Source organism: Pseudomonas sp. NFX183, assembly GCF_047943075.1.
Lineage (GTDB): Bacteria > Pseudomonadota > Gammaproteobacteria > Pseudomonadales > Pseudomonadaceae > Aquipseudomonas.
Map to the genome: position 1 here is coordinate 2342016 of NZ_CP181333.1, position 14928 is coordinate 2356943.

General features: G+C 60.9%; 15 protein-coding genes. 9 read left to right on the forward strand and 6 right to left on the reverse strand.

Annotation, left to right across the window (positions count from 1 at the left end):
• Positions 1 to 2 precede the first annotated feature (2 nt).
• Complete coding sequence (locus tag ACM530_RS10725) at positions 3 to 1595, reverse strand: ABC transporter substrate-binding protein (protein WP_404485942.1); 1593 nt, start codon at positions 1593 to 1595, stop codon at positions 3 to 5.
• 458 nt (positions 1596 to 2053) lie between these two features.
• On the opposite strand from ACM530_RS10725, the gene rpmB reads away from it, so the two are divergent.
• Positions 2054 to 2287, forward strand: coding sequence for a 50S ribosomal protein L28 (gene rpmB / locus ACM530_RS10730; RefSeq protein ID WP_003176907.1), 234 nt, complete (start codon positions 2054 to 2056; stop codon positions 2285 to 2287).
• Positions 2288 to 2298: 11 nt separating this feature from the next.
• Entirely contained in the window at positions 2299 to 2454 is a 156-nt protein-coding gene (gene rpmG / locus ACM530_RS10735; protein WP_003176906.1) for a 50S ribosomal protein L33, read from the forward strand.
• A 71-nt stretch (positions 2455 to 2525) separates the two neighbouring features.
• Here the strand turns inward: rpmG and ACM530_RS10740 are convergent, their stop codons facing one another.
• A complete protein-coding gene (locus tag ACM530_RS10740) occupies positions 2526 to 2888 on the reverse strand; it encodes a cupin domain-containing protein (RefSeq protein ID WP_145158135.1) in 363 nt (120 codons plus the stop codon).
• Positions 2889 to 3119: 231 nt separating this feature from the next.
• On the opposite strand from ACM530_RS10740, the gene ACM530_RS10745 reads away from it, so the two are divergent.
• Both ACM530_RS10745 and ACM530_RS10750 read left to right on the forward strand, forming a co-directional pair.
• On the forward strand, positions 3120 to 4613 hold the full coding sequence (locus ACM530_RS10745; RefSeq protein ID WP_145158132.1) for an aldehyde dehydrogenase: 1494 nt from the start codon (positions 3120 to 3122) through the stop codon (positions 4611 to 4613).
• A 187-nt stretch (positions 4614 to 4800) separates the two neighbouring features.
• Positions 4801 to 5943, forward strand: coding sequence for an MFS transporter (locus tag ACM530_RS10750; protein ID WP_416364747.1), 1143 nt, complete (start codon positions 4801 to 4803; stop codon positions 5941 to 5943).
• Positions 5944 to 6066: 123 nt separating this feature from the next.
• Here the strand turns inward: ACM530_RS10750 and ACM530_RS10755 are convergent, their stop codons facing one another.
• Both ACM530_RS10755 and ACM530_RS10760 read right to left on the reverse strand, forming a co-directional pair.
• Positions 6067 to 7635, reverse strand: coding sequence for a phospholipase D family protein (locus tag ACM530_RS10755; protein WP_369301875.1), 1569 nt, complete (start codon positions 7633 to 7635; stop codon positions 6067 to 6069).
• A gap of 62 nt (positions 7636 to 7697) precedes the next feature.
• Entirely contained in the window at positions 7698 to 9122 is a 1425-nt protein-coding gene (locus ACM530_RS10760) for a PLP-dependent aminotransferase family protein (RefSeq protein WP_416364748.1), read from the reverse strand.
• Positions 9123 to 9287: 165 nt separating this feature from the next.
• On the opposite strand from ACM530_RS10760, the gene ACM530_RS10765 reads away from it, so the two are divergent.
• Positions 9288 to 9512 carry a DUF1127 domain-containing protein gene (locus tag ACM530_RS10765; RefSeq protein ID WP_145158120.1) on the forward strand — a complete coding sequence of 75 codons (225 nt, stop codon included), beginning with the start codon at positions 9288 to 9290 and terminating at the stop codon, positions 9510 to 9512.
• On the opposite strand, the gene ACM530_RS10770 is transcribed toward ACM530_RS10765, so the two are convergent.
• The gene (locus ACM530_RS10770; RefSeq protein WP_416364749.1) at positions 9513 to 10805 is read right to left on the reverse strand and encodes an NAD(P)/FAD-dependent oxidoreductase; all 1293 of its coding nucleotides are present in this window, start codon (positions 10803 to 10805) and stop codon (positions 9513 to 9515) included.
• 115 nt (positions 10806 to 10920) lie between these two features.
• On the opposite strand from ACM530_RS10770, the gene ACM530_RS10775 reads away from it, so the two are divergent.
• Entirely contained in the window at positions 10921 to 11274 is a 354-nt protein-coding gene (locus ACM530_RS10775) for a YkgJ family cysteine cluster protein (RefSeq protein WP_016975913.1), read from the forward strand.
• Between the two features lie 127 nt (positions 11275 to 11401).
• On the opposite strand, the gene ACM530_RS10780 is transcribed toward ACM530_RS10775, so the two are convergent.
• Positions 11402 to 11890: an Lrp/AsnC ligand binding domain-containing protein gene (locus tag ACM530_RS10780; protein ID WP_003176896.1), complete on the reverse strand. Its 489-nt coding sequence runs from the start codon at positions 11888 to 11890 to the stop codon at positions 11402 to 11404.
• A 156-nt stretch (positions 11891 to 12046) separates the two neighbouring features.
• Here ACM530_RS10780 and dadA point away from each other — a divergent pair, with 156 nt between their 5' ends.
• The 3 genes from dadA to alr all read left to right on the forward strand — a co-directional run bounded on the left by dadA (position 12047) and on the right by alr (position 14827).
• Complete coding sequence (dadA, locus tag ACM530_RS10785) at positions 12047 to 13348, forward strand: D-amino acid dehydrogenase (RefSeq protein WP_416364750.1); 1302 nt, start codon at positions 12047 to 12049, stop codon at positions 13346 to 13348.
• Positions 13320 to 13673, forward strand: a complete 354-nt coding sequence (locus ACM530_RS10790) for a RidA family protein (RefSeq protein WP_416364751.1) — start codon at positions 13320 to 13322, stop codon at positions 13671 to 13673. Before dadA ends, ACM530_RS10790 begins: the two co-directional genes overlap by 29 nt.
• A gap of 80 nt (positions 13674 to 13753) precedes the next feature.
• On the forward strand, positions 13754 to 14827 hold the full coding sequence (gene alr, locus ACM530_RS10795; RefSeq protein ID WP_416364752.1) for an alanine racemase: 1074 nt from the start codon (positions 13754 to 13756) through the stop codon (positions 14825 to 14827).
• Positions 14828 to 14928 lie beyond the last annotated feature (101 nt).

Sequence of the window (14928 nt, forward strand, 5' to 3'; positions counted from 1 at the left end):
CATCAGGGCTTGACGCTGACTTTCGAGAAGTCCTGGCGCCCGAACGGGCTCACCTGATAGCCCTCGACATTCTTGCGTGTCAGGGCAAATGCGGTCGGATGCGCCAGCGGCAGCCATAACGCCTGCTGCTGGATTTGCGCCTGGGCCTGTTGATACAGCTTGGTGCGCACGCCTTGCTCGCTGGTGGTCTTGCCGGCGCTGATCAGTTTGTCCAGCGCGGGGTCGCAGTAGCGGGCGAAGTTGGTGCCGGATTTTACCGCCGCGCAAGAGAACTGCGGGGTCAGGAAGTTATCCGGGTCGCCGTTATCGCCGGCCCAGCCCATGAACAGCAGGTCATGTTCACCGGCCTTGGCGCGGCGAATCAGTTCGCCCCATTCGATCACACGGATCTCTGCCTGGATGCCGATCTTGGCCAGGTCTGCCTGCAACAGTTGTGCGCCCAGGTTAGGGTTGGGGTTCAGCAAGCTGCCGGTTGGGCGTGTCCAAATGGTGGTCTTGAAACCGCCTTTGAGCCCCGCGCGGTCGAGCAGCGTCTTGGCCTTGGCAATGTCCTGTGGATAACCCGGCAGGTCTTTGGCATAGCTCCAGGTATTGGGTGGATAAATACCATTGGCCGCCTCGGCGGTGCCTTCAAACACAGCCTTGAGGTAGCTGTTCTTGTCAAAAGCCAGGTTGATTGCCTGGCGCACTTCCGGCTTGTCCAGCGGCGGATGCTGGCTGTTGATGGCCACGAATGCAGTCATGAAGGCGGCGGTTTTCTCCACCTTCAATGCCGGGTCTTTTTCGGCCTCGCCTACATCCAGCGGCTTGGGCGAGAGGGCGATCTGGCATTCGTCGCGATGCAATTTCTGCAGGCGCACGTTGGCGTCCGGGGTAATGGCGAACAGCAAGTTATCCACAGCCGGTTTGCCGGCGAAATAGTCCGGGTTGGCTTTGTAGCGAACCACGGCATCTTTCTGGAACCGTACGAAAACAAACGGGCCGGTGCCGATCGGTTGGCTATTGAGTTTCTCCGGGGTGCCGGCCTTGAGCAGCTTGTCGGCGTATTCGGCCGGGTAGATCGAGGCAAAACCCATGCTCAGCGCGGCGAGGAAGGTCGAGTCGGCGTGATCGAGCGTGAAGCGCACGGTCAGCGGGTCGAGGGCGTCGATCTTCTTGACCAGCGTCGGCAACTGTAGCGACTGGGCATGCGGGAAACCGCTTTGGGCGATCTTGTGCCATGGGTTGGCCGGATCGAGCATGCGCTCGAAACTGAAGCGCACATCTTCGGCGGTGAGGGTGCGGCTTGGGGTGAAGTATTCGGTGCGGTGGAATTTCACATCCGGGTGCAGCTTGAAGGTGTACGTCAGGCCATCTGGCGAAACGTCCCAACTGTCCGCGAGGCTCGGCACCAGCTTGCCGCTGGCGGCGTCGTAATCCACCAGGCGGTTCATCAGGACGTCGGCCGAGGCATTGGTAGTGGTCAGCGAGTTGTATTGCACCACATCGAACCCTTCAGGGCTGGCTTCGGTACACACGCTCAAACTGGTAGCAGCCAGGGCCGTCGGCGTAATAAATAGAGGGGCTAGCAATAGCGGTAGGGCAGCGAGGCGCATGTTCGGTTTCCTTTGCAGATCGAAGGCCCATCTGCGAGTGCAGTCTGGAAAAAGCCTACCGTAGTGGTCTGATTGATAAATGACCAGTCCATTTTTGCCTGTGCTTTTGGCGCAAATGCTGTTTTGATGGCGCCTCAGCGCGTTTCGCCGCGCACTTCATCGTGCGTGCGGGCGCTGTAAATCATTCTGTGCGACGAGCGGTCGGCTGTGACAGCGGCCACTCCTGGCAACGGTTCAGGCGTCTGTCGCCAAGATTTACGCCGGTAAAAACACACGGGCTGTTGTTGCACCTTGGTCTTTCTGGTATAAAGCAGCGCTCTTTTCTAGGGGCCCGGTTCCTTCACTGTAGGTGTAGCCGGTAAGACCCTTAAAGAAACGCGGCGCCTGGCGCCAAATGACTGAGAGATTAAGCGGCCAACCCATGCCGGGTTGGGCATGTGGTTTTAGAGGGCTGAGGCATGTCGAGAGTCTGTCAAGTTACCGGTAAGGGTCCGGTGACTGGGAATAACATTTCCCACGCAAATAACAAAACCCGTCGTCGTTTCCTGCCGAACCTGCAGCATCACCGCTTCTGGGTTGAAGAAGAGAAACGTTTTGTTCGCCTGCGTGTATCTGCCAAAGGCATGCGTATCATCGACAAGCGCGGCATCACTGTCGTGCTGGCCGAAATCCGCGCCGCTGGCAAGATCTAAGGAGCTTTATCATGCGTGAATTGATTCGAATGATCTCTAGCGCCGGTACTGGTCACTTCTACACTACCGACAAGAACAAGCGTACTACCCCGGACAAGCTCGAAAAGAAAATGTTCGACCCGCGCGTTCGCAAGCACGTGATCTACAAAGAAGGCAAAATCAAGTAATTGATTTTCTTCCTTGTGAAAAAAAGCCCGTCTCTCACGAGTCGGGCTTTTTTTTGCCTGTGATTTGCTGATCAGGCTTTCTGTTCGAACACCACGTAGATCTTGCGGCACGGTTCCAGCACTTCCCAGGTGCCGCTGAAACCTGCGGGGATCACGAAGCGGTCGCCAGCACGCAAGGTCTTGGCGTTACCGTCGGCATCGCGCAGCACCGAAACGCCCTGCACGATTTCGCAGTACTCATGCTCGCTGTAGTTGACCTTCCATTGCCCGACTTCACCTTCCCAGACCCCGGCGCTCATCTGGCCGCACGGGCTGTTGTAGTGGTTGTAGAGGGTTTGCTCGGGATCGCCCTTGAGGACTTTTTCGGCAGCAGGCCGGTAGCGTTCGGGGGCGGTATTGGCTTGGCTGAAGTCGACGATGTCCTGGATGCTCATGTGCGTGTCCCGTCTGGCCTGCGGTTGGAGAGTCCAAAGTCTATGTTTATTAAAATGAACATCGCAAGGGCGTTTACCGGCGTTGTGTCAAATATATTGAAACACCCCCAGCCGCTGGTTTAGGGTGGCAGCTGCCTTGAGCCGAACAGCAGGCTGGCCGGGCAAGAATTCTTTGAGGCTGCCGGGGGGACATCACCTGGCCCTTGTATTCAATAAGAGGAGGACACTCGCATGACCACCCTGACCCGTGCCGACTGGGAACAACGCGCCAAGGATCTGAAGATCGAAGGCCGCGCCTACATCAATGGCGAATACACCGCCGCTGTTTCCGGTGACACGTTCGAATGCATCAGCCCGGTCGATGGCCGCCTGCTGGCAACCGTCGCCAGCTGCGACGCCGCCGACGCCCAGCGCGCTGTAGAAAATGCCCGCGCCACCTTTAATTCCGGCGTCTGGTCACGTCTGGCACCGGCCAAGCGCAAGTCCGTCATGATCCGTTTCGCCGCGCTGCTCAAGGCCAATGCCGAAGAGCTGGCCCTGCTCGAAACCCTGGACATGGGCAAGCCGATCAGCGACTCCCTGGGCATTGACGTGCCTGGCGCAGCCAACGCGCTGAGCTGGAGCGGCGAGGCCATCGACAAGATCTACGACGAAGTCGCCGCCACTCCGCACGATCAATTGGGCCTGGTGACCCGCGAGCCGGTCGGCGTTGTCGGCGCGATCGTGCCGTGGAACTTCCCTCTGATGATGGCCTGCTGGAAACTCGGCCCGGCGCTGTCCACCGGTAACTCGGTGATCCTCAAGCCGTCCGAAAAATCCCCGCTGACCGCCATCCGCATCGCGGCCCTGGCCGTTGAAGCTGGCATTCCAAAAGGCGTGTTCAACGTGCTGCCGGGCTACGGCCACACGGTTGGCAACGCGCTGGCGCTGCACATGGACGTCGACACCCTGGTGTTCACCGGCTCCACCAAAATCGCCAAGCAGCTGTTGATTCGTTCCGGCGAGTCCAACATGAAGCGCGTGTGGCTGGAAGCGGGCGGCAAGAGCCCGAACATCGTGTTCGCCGATGCTCCGGATCTGCAAGCGGCGGCCGAATCCGCCGCTGGCGCCATCGCCTTCAACCAGGGCGAAGTCTGCACCGCCGGTTCGCGTCTGCTGGTGGAGCGCTCCATCAAGGATAAATTCCTGCCGCTGGTGATCGAGGCCCTCAAAGGCTGGAAGCCAGGCAACCCGCTGGACCCGGCAACTAACGTCGGTGCGCTGGTGGACACCCAGCAGATGAATACCGTGCTGTCGTACATCGAAGCTGGCCACGCCGACGGCGCCAAGCTGGTTGCGGGCGGCAAGCGCACCCTGGAAGAAACCGGTGGCACTTACGTTGAGCCGACGATTTTCGACGGCGTGACCAACGCCATGAAGATTGCCCAGGAAGAAATCTTTGGCCCGGTTCTGTCGGTGATCACCTTCGACAGCGCCGAAGAAGCCATCGCCATCGCCAACGACACCCAATACGGCCTGGCCGCAGCGGTGTGGACGGCGGATATCTCCAAGGCGCACCTGACGGCCAAGGCCTTGCGCGCCGGTAGCGTGTGGGTCAACCAGTACGATGGCGGTGACATGACCGCGCCGTTTGGTGGCTTCAAGCAGTCCGGTAACGGTCGCGACAAGTCGCTGCACGCGTTCGACAAGTACACCGAACTGAAGGCGACCTGGATCAAGCTGTAACCCTGTAGGAAACACCGCAGGCCAAATGTGGGAGCTGGCTTTTGTGGGAGCTGGCTTGCCTGCGATAGCATCACCGAGGTGTGACTGACACACCAAGGTGCTTGCATCGCGGGCAAGCCCGGCTCTCACATAGGCTCGCTCCTACAGTTCGTTTGAAACCCTGAAAATTATCCACAGGAGCGTGGACATGCGTTGGGCGACTTATTTCGCCGTCCTGGCCTCGGTACTGAGTGTCGGCCTGGCCCTGGGCGTCAGCATGCCGCTGGTGTCCCTGCGCCTTGAAGGCTGGGGCTACGGCAGTTTCGCGATTGGGGTGATGGCGGCCATGCCGGCCTTCGGCGTACTGCTGGGCGCAAAGGTCTCCAGCCGCATGGCCTCATGGCTGGGCACCGCCAGCCTGATGCGCCTGTGCCTGTGGGCCGGTGCAGTGTCCATCGGCTTGCTGGCAATCCTGCCTAGCTATCCGGTCTGGCTGGTGTTGCGGCTGATGATCGGGGTGATCCTGACCATCGTATTTATCCTTGGCGAAAGCTGGATCAACCAGTTGGTAGTGGAGCAATGGCGTGGCCGCCTGGTGGCGCTGTATGGCTGCAGTTATGCCTTGAGCCAGCTGTCGGGGCCGCTGCTGCTGGGTCTGATCGGCACCGACCATGATTACGGCTTCTGGGTGGGCGTATGCCTGCTGATGGTCGCGCCATTACTGTTGCTGGGGCGCTCCGGCGCGCCGACAGCTGAATCCTTCAGTGTCACCTTTGGCGACTTATGGCGTTTTTGCCTGAGCCTGCCGGCGATTGCCTGGGCGGTGGCTTTATTCGCGGCGTTCGAAGCGATGATTCTGACGCTGCTGCCGGTGTATTGCCTGCAACAGGGTTTCACGGCCGAGGTCGCCTTGGCCATGGTCAGCACGGTGGTGGTGGGCGATGCGCTGTTGCAATTGCCCATCGGCGCATTGGCTGACTACCTGCCGCGTCGCACGCTGTTCTTGAGCTGTGCGGTGCTGTTGCTGATCTCAAGCCTGGCGATTCCGCTGCTGATGCACACCCCGCTGATCTGGCCGGTGTGGGTGATCTTCGGCGCCAGTGCCGGTGGATTGTTCACCTTGTCACTGATCCTGATCGGCGAGCGTTACCGCGACGATGCGCTGGTGCGCGCGAATGCTCACGTGGCGCAGTTGTGGGGCATCGGTTGCTTGATAGGGCCGTTGGTGGCCGGTGCGGGCAGCCAGTGGATCAGCGGGCACGCGTTGCCGTTGCTGATGGCGGCCGGCGCGTTGGGGCTGGTGGTGCTGTTGTTGCGCCAGGGTGCATTTGGCGTCGCACAGCCCGCCTGATTTGAAATGCAATCAACTGTAGGAGCTGGCTTGCCTGCGATAGCGGAGTGTCAGGTGCCAACACAGCACCTGACACTCCGCCATCGCGGGCAAGCCCGGCTCCCACAGGGATCTACTCTGAACTTAAAGCATCCGCTCCAGACCGACTGAAGTGGCAAACCAGGCATTAAACCTGCGCCACCAATTGCCGGGTTCATCGGTCAGCGTGTGCAGTTGGCCGTTATCCTCAGTGACCCATACCACTTGGCCATCCTGCAATTTCGCTTGGTAGCTCAGCGCCGGCGCCATACCTTGCAGCGCCAGGTTGCGCACGTGTTCCGCCAGCTCGGGGCTGTCCACCAGCACGCCGACTTCGGTGTTCCACAGCACTGAGCGCGGGTCAAAATTGAACGAGCCGATAAACGACTTTTCCCGATCAAAGATCATCGCCTTGCTGTGCAGGCTGGAGTCCGAGCCGTGCAGCGAGCCCCGGCGAAACAGATGCGGGCCGCTGCCTGCACTGGGGTCGCCGGGTTGGCGGCGCAGCTCGTAGAGTTTTACGCCGTGCTCCAGCAGTGCCTTGCGGTACGGCGCATAGCCGCCATGTACCGCCGGTACGTCGGTGGCTTCGAGCGAGTTGGTCAGCAAGCTCACAGACACTCCCGCGTCGGCTCGGCCGGTCAGATACACGAGCCCAGGCTGGCCGGGGACGAAATACGCCGAAATCATGATCAGCTCATGGTTGACGCCTTCAAGCTCCGGCGCCAGTTGGGTGGTCAGCAGCAACTGCGGGTCCGGGTCGGCCTTGGCCAGCACCTTGCTCGGCGCGTCCCACAGCGCCTGGTTCCAGGCCCAGATCAACTCGCGGCGCCAGATGTCCATGCGTGGCTGGGTCTGGTAGGTGCGCAAGCGGTTGTACAGCGCATGGTTCTGTTGGCGGGACTCGGCGAGTGAATCTTGAAGGCGCACGCGGGCGGCGGCCAGGTCACGTTTGGAGGGGCTGTTGGAGACGAAGTCATCAATCGGCTTGCTCAGTGCGCTGTTCCAGTACTGATCGAAGCTGTGCCCGAGTTGCTCGGCCACCGGGCCCACGCTGAGCATGTCGATATCGGTGAAATTCAAGTTGGGCTCGGCGTCGAAATACTCGTCGCCCAGGTTCCGGCCGCCGACGATGGCGACGCTGTTGTCCGCCAGCCACAACTTGTTGTGCATGCGCCGATGTTGCAGCGACAGGTTGAACAGCCGCCCCATGGCCCGCGTGACGCCGGTGCTGCGGCCCAGGTGCAGCGGGTTGAACAGGCGAATTTCGATCTGCGGGTGGGCGGCGAGGGTGGCGATGACCTGGTCGAGACCGTCGCTGGTGGTGTCATCCAGCAGGATGCGCACGCGCACGCCGCGGTCGGCGGCCTTGAGCAGTTCGTCCACAAGCATGCGCGTGCTGATGCCGTCGTGGACGATGTAGTACTGCAGGTCGAGGCTGCTCTGGGCGTTGCGGATCAGTTCGGCGCGAGCCATGAAGGCTTCGCTGCTGTTGGGCAGCAAACGAAAACCTGAGCGGCCTTGATGCGGCGCCGCCTGCGCCTGGATCGACCGGCCGAATGAGGATTGCGCGGCGGGCAGGGCGTCGCTGGGGATGCGCGGCGTGTCGACTGTTGCGCAGCCGCCCAGCGCCAGAGCGCCCAGCAGGAAAAACGGTAAAAGCCGTTGGATCATCAAGGGCGCTGCTTCCAGGTCAGGGCGATTGTGGGCATAAGACGGCTAATTCCGGCGAAAGGTCAGTCTGGCGTCTCGGCGAGCATCTTGATCGCGGCGGCGCCGACTTTGCGTACTGCTTCTTCAATTTGCGGCGTCGGCTTGGCAGCGTAGTTCATGCGCAGGCAGTTGCGGTATTTGCCGGAGGCGGAAAAGATACTGCCTACCGCCACCTGTACGCCTTGTTCGACCAACACGCGGTTGAGCTTGAGCGTGTCGAAGCCTTCCGGCAGTTCCACCCAGAGCATGAAGCTGCCTTGAGGCCGGCTGGCGCGTGTGCCGGCCGGGAAGTAGTGGCTGACCCAGTCGAGCATCAGGTCGCGATTGCGCTGGTATTGAGTGCGCATCCGCCGTAAATGCGGTTCGAAATGGCCACTTTTCAAGAACTCGGCAATGGCGATTTGTGGTTGGGTCGCGGTGGAACCGGTGCTGATGTATTTCATGTGCAGCACCCGCTCCAGGTAGCGCCCGGGCGCTACCCAGCCAATGCGTAAACCGGGCGCCAGGGTTTTCGAGAACGAGCTGCACAGCAGCACGCGGCCGTCTTCATCGAAGGATTTGATCGTACGCGGGCGAGGGTAGCTGTAGGCCAATTCGCCATACACATCGTCTTCAATGATCGCCACGTCAAAGCGCTGGGCCAGGGTCAGCAACGCACGTTTGCGTGCCTCCGGCATGATGTAGCCCAACGGGTTGTTGCAGTTGGGCGTCAGCTGGATGACCTTGATCGGCCACTGTTCCAGCGCCAGCTCCAGCGCTTCAAGGCTGATGCCGGTGATCGGGTCCGTGGGGATTTCCAGGGCCTTCATGCCCAGGCCTTTAAGGGTCTGCATGGCGCCGTGAAAGCTTGGCGAGTCCACCGCGACGATATCGCCCGGTTCACAGATCGCGTGAATGCTGGCGGACAGCGCCTCATGGCAACCGGTGGTGATCACGATGTCTTCGGCCGTCAGCTGGCAACCGGAATCCAATGACAGGCGTGCAATTTGTTCGCGCAACTCCATACAGCCGAGGATGTTGTCGTAATACAGCCCCGGCAGATCCTGGCGGCGACTCACCCGTGCAAGGCTGCGCAGCAGGGGTTTCATGGTCGGTGACAATACATCCGGCATGCCACGGCCCATCTGTATGACGTCTTTGCGCGGCACCGCGCGTATCAGTTCCAGCACCTGGTCCCATTGCGAGATTTCCACCGGCCGCTGGGCCGGGCGGCCTACCTCCGGCAGCGCCGGCAGCTCGCGCCCAACCGGCACAAAGTAGCCGGATTTGGGCTTTGGCATCGCCAGGCCGTTGTCTTCCAGCAAGCGATAGGCCTGTTGCACGGTGCTCAGGCTAACCCCATGTTCAACGCTCAACGCGCGCACAGACGGCAAGCGATCGCCGGGACGATAGAAGCCCTGTTCGATGCGCGTGCCCAGTAATTCGGCGAGGTTGACGTAAAGGGTCATGGCGGTCGCTCCCGAGGACCAGTACAGATTAGGCGAAAATACAGGATTCAGGCGTCCATGGGCAGTATCTGTATGGATTTAATAAAGATGTGTTGAATCTGTCATGGTTTTGCCGCTGCGCTCACGCTAGTCACTCATGGCAACAGGCAAATGAGGGGCAGCAAAATGAGCGGCATAAGCGATGTGCGTCTGATGTTACACAGTCAGGAATTGCAGGCAGGGCAAGAGCGCGCGACGGCGCCGCGGGATATCAGCCGCTGGCGTTTGTTCTGGCATCGCTGCCACACGCGCAAGGCTTTGCTGCATTTGACCCGCGAACAACTGCGCGACGTCGGGCTGAGCGTCGAGCAAGCGCGCGAGGAAGGCCTGAAACCGTTCTGGCGCGATTGATCAGACCAGCTCTTTGAACCGGTGCCAGAGCATTCCCAATGCCAGTAGCGGCGAACGCAAATGTTTACCGCCGGGGAAGGTGATGTGCGGCACCTGGGCGAACAAATCGAAACGACCCTGCTGCTGGCCGCTGATGGCTTCGGCCAGCAGCTTGCCGGCCAGGTGCGTGGCATTGAGGCCGTGGCCGGCGTAGGCCTGGGCGTAATACACATTGGGTTGATCGGCCAGCCGGCCAATCTGTGGCAAGCGGTTGGCGCCGATGCCGATCATGCCGCCCCACTGGTAGTCGATCTTCACGTCGGCCAGTTGTGGGAACACCTTGAGCATTTTCGGACGCATGTAGGCACCGATGTCCTGTGGATCCCGTCCGGAATAGTGACAGGCACCGCCGAACAACAGGCGGCGGTCGGCGGACAGCCGGAAGTAATCCACCGTTACCCGTTGATCACACACGGCCATGTTCTGCGGCAGCAGTTTGGCGGCCTGGGCTTCGCTCAATGGTTCGGTGGCGATGATGTAGCTGCCGGCGGGCAGCACTTTGCCGCTCAGGTGTGGGTTGAGGCCATTGAGGTAGGCGTTGCACGCCAACACCAGGGTCTTGGCGCGCACATTGCCAAGGGCGGTGTGCACGTTGACTTCAGGGCCATAGTCGATGCGCGTCACTTCGGACTGCTCGAACAGCTTTACGCCCAGCTTCTGCGCGGCGGCGGCTTCGCCGAGGGCCAGATTCAGCGGGTGCAAATGGCCGGAGCCCATGTCGATCATACCGCCCACGTAGCGGTCGGAACCAATCACGCTGCTCATCTGGTTGGCTTGCAGCAGGCGCACTTCATGGCGATAGCCGAGGCTGCGCAGTTCTTCGGCATCTTCGGCCAGGTCGTGCAGGTGCTGAGGTTTGTTCGCCAGGTCGCAGTAACCCCAGGTCAGGTCGCAGGGGATTTGATAGCGCTCGACGCGCTCGCGCACGATCTCCACGGCTTCCAGGCCCATCAACTTCATCTGGCGCACGCCGTCGGTGCCGATCACGTTGGCAAACTGGTCCAGGCCATGGCCGACGCCGCGAATCAGCTGGCCGCCGTTACGACCACTGGCGCCCCAGCCTATCTTGCGCGCCTCCAGCAGCACCACGCTGTAACCGCGCTCGGCCAGTTCCAGGGCGGTGTTGAGCCCGGAGTAACCGCCGCCAATCACGCACACATCGGCGCTGACCTCACCCGTCAACGCCGGGTAATCGGGTTGTGGGACGCTGCTGGCGGCGTAGTAGGAAGCGGTGTGCCGGGCGCTGGCGGTCATGGGGAGCATCCCTGTTTGGAAAATTTGACGCAGGATACAGCGGTCGGACGAAGCTGTCTGCGCAGGGCGTTTTGCGTCAGAATCCACGCCTATTCGCCGTCCGGTATGTGTTCCGATGAGTTGCAACAGTCAGAAAATCAGCGCGCTGCGTAGGCAGATTCCTTCGTTCGAGTGTGTTCCGGGTTGCCACGATTGCTGTGGGCCGGTGACCACCTCGCCCGAGGAAATGTCGCGCCTGCCACGCAAGACCGCAGCCGAGCAGGACGCAGCCATGGACGAGCTGAACTGCGTGCACCTTGGGCCCAACGGCTGCACGGTGTACGACGAACGCCCGCTGATCTGCCGGTTGTTCGGCACCACCAAGACCTTGCCGTGCCCCAACGGGCGGCGGCCCGTAGAGCTGATTCATCCGCGGGTTGAGAAGCAAATCCACGAATACATGGCCAGCACCCGGCAGGTGCTGGTCTAGCGACTATACGCGGTCAAAATGTGGGAGCGGGCTTGCTCGCGAAGGCGGTGAATCAGTCGATGAGTCTGGTGACTGACACTCCGCTTTCGCGAGCAAGCCCGCTCCCACATTGACCGTATTGTGTCGGTCAGTCCGGAATTGGCAGGTTCAGGCTTTCCTTCACCTCTTCCATCACGATATAGCTCTTTGATTCGCGCACATGGGGCAACTTGAGCAAGATGTCGCCGAGCAATTTGCGGTACGAGGCCATCTCGGAAATGCGCGCTTTCACCAGGTAGTCGAAATCCCCCGACACCAAATGGCACTCCAACACATGGGGCAGTTTGAGCACGGCGCGGCGGAATTCTTCAAAGGTGTCGCCGGACTTGTAATCGAGGCTGATCTCGACAAATACCAGCAAACTGCCCTTCAAATGCTGCGGATTGAGCCGCGCGTTGTAGCCCATGATGATCCCTTCGCGTTCCAGGCGGCGTACGCGCTCGGTGCACGGCGTGGTCGACAGCCCGACTTTTTCCCCCAGCTCCGTGAATGAAATGCGCCCGTCGGTTTGCAGGATGCGCAGGATATTGCGGTCGATCTTGTCCAGCTCCCGCTTGGTCTGGGTGTTGGTACGCATAGGGGATACGCCTCTGTGAAAAGGGTTTTTGCCGAGAATTGTCGCCAAATATAGGCATTTATATAGTGAAATGCACTGGCAATTGCTTTTTATACTGCGCTCATCATTGCTCCAATAACACACGTCAGCGGCCAAGCCCGCGATGAGGATATAAAAATGCGCGTTCTGGTCTTGGGTAGCGGCGTTATTGGTGTGACCAGTGCGTACTATTTGGCGCGGGCCGGCTTTGAAGTCGTCGTGGTCGACCGTCAGCCAGCCGCTGCCATGGAAACCAGTTTCGCCAACGCCGGCCAGGTGTCGCCTGGTTACGCCTCGCCCTGGGCTGCGCCGGGCGTGCCGCTCAAGGCGATCAAGTGGCTGCTGCAGCGTCACGCGCCGTTGGCAATCAAGGCTACCGCCGATATCGACCAATACCTGTGGATGGCGCAGATGCTGCGCAACTGCACCCAAAGCCGCTACGCAGTGAACAAGGAACGCATGGTCCGCCTGTCCGAGTACAGCCGCGACTGCCTCGACGAGCTGCGCGCTGAAACCGGCATTGCCTACGAGGGCCGCAGCCTCGGTACAACGCAATTGTTCCGCACCCAGGCGCAACTGGACGGCGCGGCCAAAGACATCGCCGTGCTCAAAGAATCTGGCGTACCGTTCGAGCTGCTCGACCGCGCCGGTATCGCCCGCGTTGAGCCGGCCCTGGCCAGCGTTACGGATATTCTTGCTGGCGCGCTGCGCCTGCCGAACGACCAGACGGGCGACTGCCAGATGTTCACCACGCGCCTGGTCGACATGTGCAAGCAGTTGGGCGTTGAGTTCCGCTTCGAGCAGGACATCCAGCGCCTCGACTGCGCAGGCGACCGCATCAATGGCGTGTGGATCGACGGCACGCTGGAAACCGCAGACCGTTATGTACTGGCCCTCGGCAGCTACTCGCCGAAACTGCTCAAGCCGCTGGGGATCAAGGCGCCAGTGTACCCGCTCAAGGGTTACTCGCTGACCGTGCCGATCACCAACCCGGCGATGGCACCGACCTCGACCATTCTGGACGAGACCTACAAGGTCGCGATCACCCGTTTCGACAACCGCATCCGCGTTGGCGGCATGGCTGAAATAGCCGGTTTTGACCTGTCGCTGAACCCGCGCCGGCGTGAAACCCTGGAGATGATCGTCAACGACCTTTATCCTCAGGGCGGCGATTTGACCGAAGCCACGTTCTGGACCGGCCTGCGCCCGACGACACCCGACGGCACGCCGATTGTCGGTGCCACGCCCTTCAAGAACCTGTTCCTCAATACCGGGCACGGCACACTTGGCTGGACCATGGCCTGTGGCTCTGGTCGTTTGCTGGCCGACCTGATGGCGAAGAAAACTCCGCAGATCAGCGCCGAAGGCCTCGATATTTCCCGTTACGGCAACCACCAGGAGTCCGCAAAACATGTCAATCCAGCGCCAGCTCACCAATGAGCGCATGAGCCAGATCGTTGTTCACAGCGGTACCGTGTATCTGGCAGGGCAAGTCGGCGACGACATGAGTGCCGGGATTGAACAGCAGACCCGTGAAACCCTGGCCAATATCGAGCGTTTGCTGGACTTGGCCGGCACCGACAAATCCAAGCTGCTGTCGGTGACGATCTACTTGAAAGACATCGACACCGATTTCGCCGGCATGAACGCGGTGTGGGACAAGTGGCTGCCTAAAGGCGTTGCCCCGGCCCGTGCCACGGTTGAAGCCAAACTGTGCGAACCGGAAATCCTGGTAGAGCTGTCCGTCGTGGCCGCGCTGCCTTAACCAACGATCCCTCTCCCGGTGCCGATGCTGTCTGTCGGTGCCGGTTTTTTCCTCACTCTGCCGCCTAGAAGCCTGCCGCCATGCGTCCTGCCCGTGCCCTGATCGACCTCCAAGCCCTGCGCCACAATTACCAACTGGCCCGTGAAGTCACGGGGGCCAAGGCCCTCGCCGTGGTCAAGGCCGATGCCTATGGCCACGGCGCCGTGCACGTGGCCCAGGCGCTGGAAGCCGAAGCCGACGGGTTTGCCGTGGCGTGCATCGAGGAAGCACTGGAGCTGCGTGCCGCCGGGATTCGCGCGCCGGTGCTGTTGCTGGAAGGGTTCTTCGAAGCCGACGAGCTGCCGCTGATCATCGAGCATGATTTCTGGTGTGTGGTGCATTCGCTGTGGCAGTTGGAAGCCATTGAGCAGGCCCGGTTGAGCAAGCCGCTGACCATCTGGCTCAAGTTGGATTCGGGCATGCATCGTGTCGGCCTGCATCCCAAGGATTACCACGGGGCTTATCAGCGCCTGCTGGCCAGCGGTAAAGTGGCGAAAATCGTATTGATGAGCCACTTCGCCCGTGCCGACGAGCTCGATTGTGTACGCAGCAATGAACAAGTGGCGGTGTTTGAAGCGGCGCGCCAAGGCTTGTCGGCTGAGGTGAGCCTGCGCAACTCGCCGTCAGTGATGGGCTGGCCGAACGTCTCCAGCGACTGGGTGCGCCCAGGCATCATGCTCTACGGCGCCACGCCGTTTGGTGAAGACCAGGCGATTGCCGCGCGCTTGCAGCCGGTGATGACGCTTGAATCCAAGGTCATCTGCGTGCGCGAACTGCCGGCCGGCGAGCCGGTGGGCTACGGCGCCAAGTTCATCACACCCAAACCGATGCGGATCGGCGTGGTCGCCATGGGCTATGCCGATGGTTATCCACGTCACGCGCCCACTGGCACACCGGTGTTGGTGGCGGGCCAGCGCAGCCAGTTGCTGGGCCGTGTATCCATGGACATGCTGTGTGTCGACCTCACCGACGTGCCGCAGGCCGGGCTCGGTTCCACCGTGGAGTTGTGGGGCAAAACTATTCTCGCCAGCGACGTTGCGAGCGCTGCCGAGACCATTCCCTACCAGATCTTCTGCAACCTGCGCCGCGTGCCAAGGCTCTATTCCGGGGCTTGAGCACGGCCTACGAGTGGAGCTGGCCAGGATTTAGGCCCAAGTGTTGTAAATACTGAACGCTGTCGCCATGATAACGCTCAATTACAACAACGCCTGAATCC

Excerpts from the sequence above, each read along its gene's own strand:
- ACM530_RS10750 (WP_416364747.1), top strand. The coding sequence starts at position 4,801 with ATGCGTTGGGCGACTTATTTCGCCGTCCTGGCCTCGGTACTGAGTGTC.
- rpmB (WP_003176907.1), top strand. The coding sequence starts at position 2,054 with ATGTCGAGAGTCTGTCAAGTTACCGGTAAGGGTCCGGTGACTGGGAAT.
- ACM530_RS10760 (WP_416364748.1), bottom strand. The coding sequence starts at position 9,122 with ATGACCCTTTACGTCAACCTCGCCGAATTACTGGGCACGCGCATCGAA.
- rpmG (WP_003176906.1), top strand. The coding sequence starts at position 2,299 with ATGCGTGAATTGATTCGAATGATCTCTAGCGCCGGTACTGGTCACTTC.
- ACM530_RS10790 (WP_416364751.1), top strand. The coding sequence starts at position 13,320 with ATGTCAATCCAGCGCCAGCTCACCAATGAGCGCATGAGCCAGATCGTT.
- ACM530_RS10725 (WP_404485942.1), bottom strand. The coding sequence starts at position 1,595 with ATGCGCCTCGCTGCCCTACCGCTATTGCTAGCCCCTCTATTTATTACG.
- ACM530_RS10780 (WP_003176896.1), bottom strand. The coding sequence starts at position 11,890 with ATGCGTACCAACACCCAGACCAAGCGGGAGCTGGACAAGATCGACCGC.
- ACM530_RS10775 (WP_016975913.1), top strand. The coding sequence starts at position 10,921 with ATGAGTTGCAACAGTCAGAAAATCAGCGCGCTGCGTAGGCAGATTCCT.
- alr (WP_416364752.1), top strand. The coding sequence starts at position 13,754 with ATGCGTCCTGCCCGTGCCCTGATCGACCTCCAAGCCCTGCGCCACAAT.
- ACM530_RS10765 (WP_145158120.1), top strand. The coding sequence starts at position 9,288 with ATGAGCGGCATAAGCGATGTGCGTCTGATGTTACACAGTCAGGAATTG.
- dadA (WP_416364750.1), top strand. The coding sequence starts at position 12,047 with ATGCGCGTTCTGGTCTTGGGTAGCGGCGTTATTGGTGTGACCAGTGCG.
- ACM530_RS10770 (WP_416364749.1), bottom strand. The coding sequence starts at position 10,805 with ATGACCGCCAGCGCCCGGCACACCGCTTCCTACTACGCCGCCAGCAGC.
- ACM530_RS10740 (WP_145158135.1), bottom strand. The coding sequence starts at position 2,888 with ATGAGCATCCAGGACATCGTCGACTTCAGCCAAGCCAATACCGCCCCC.
- ACM530_RS10745 (WP_145158132.1), top strand. The coding sequence starts at position 3,120 with ATGACCACCCTGACCCGTGCCGACTGGGAACAACGCGCCAAGGATCTG.
- ACM530_RS10755 (WP_369301875.1), bottom strand. The coding sequence starts at position 7,635 with ATGATCCAACGGCTTTTACCGTTTTTCCTGCTGGGCGCTCTGGCGCTG.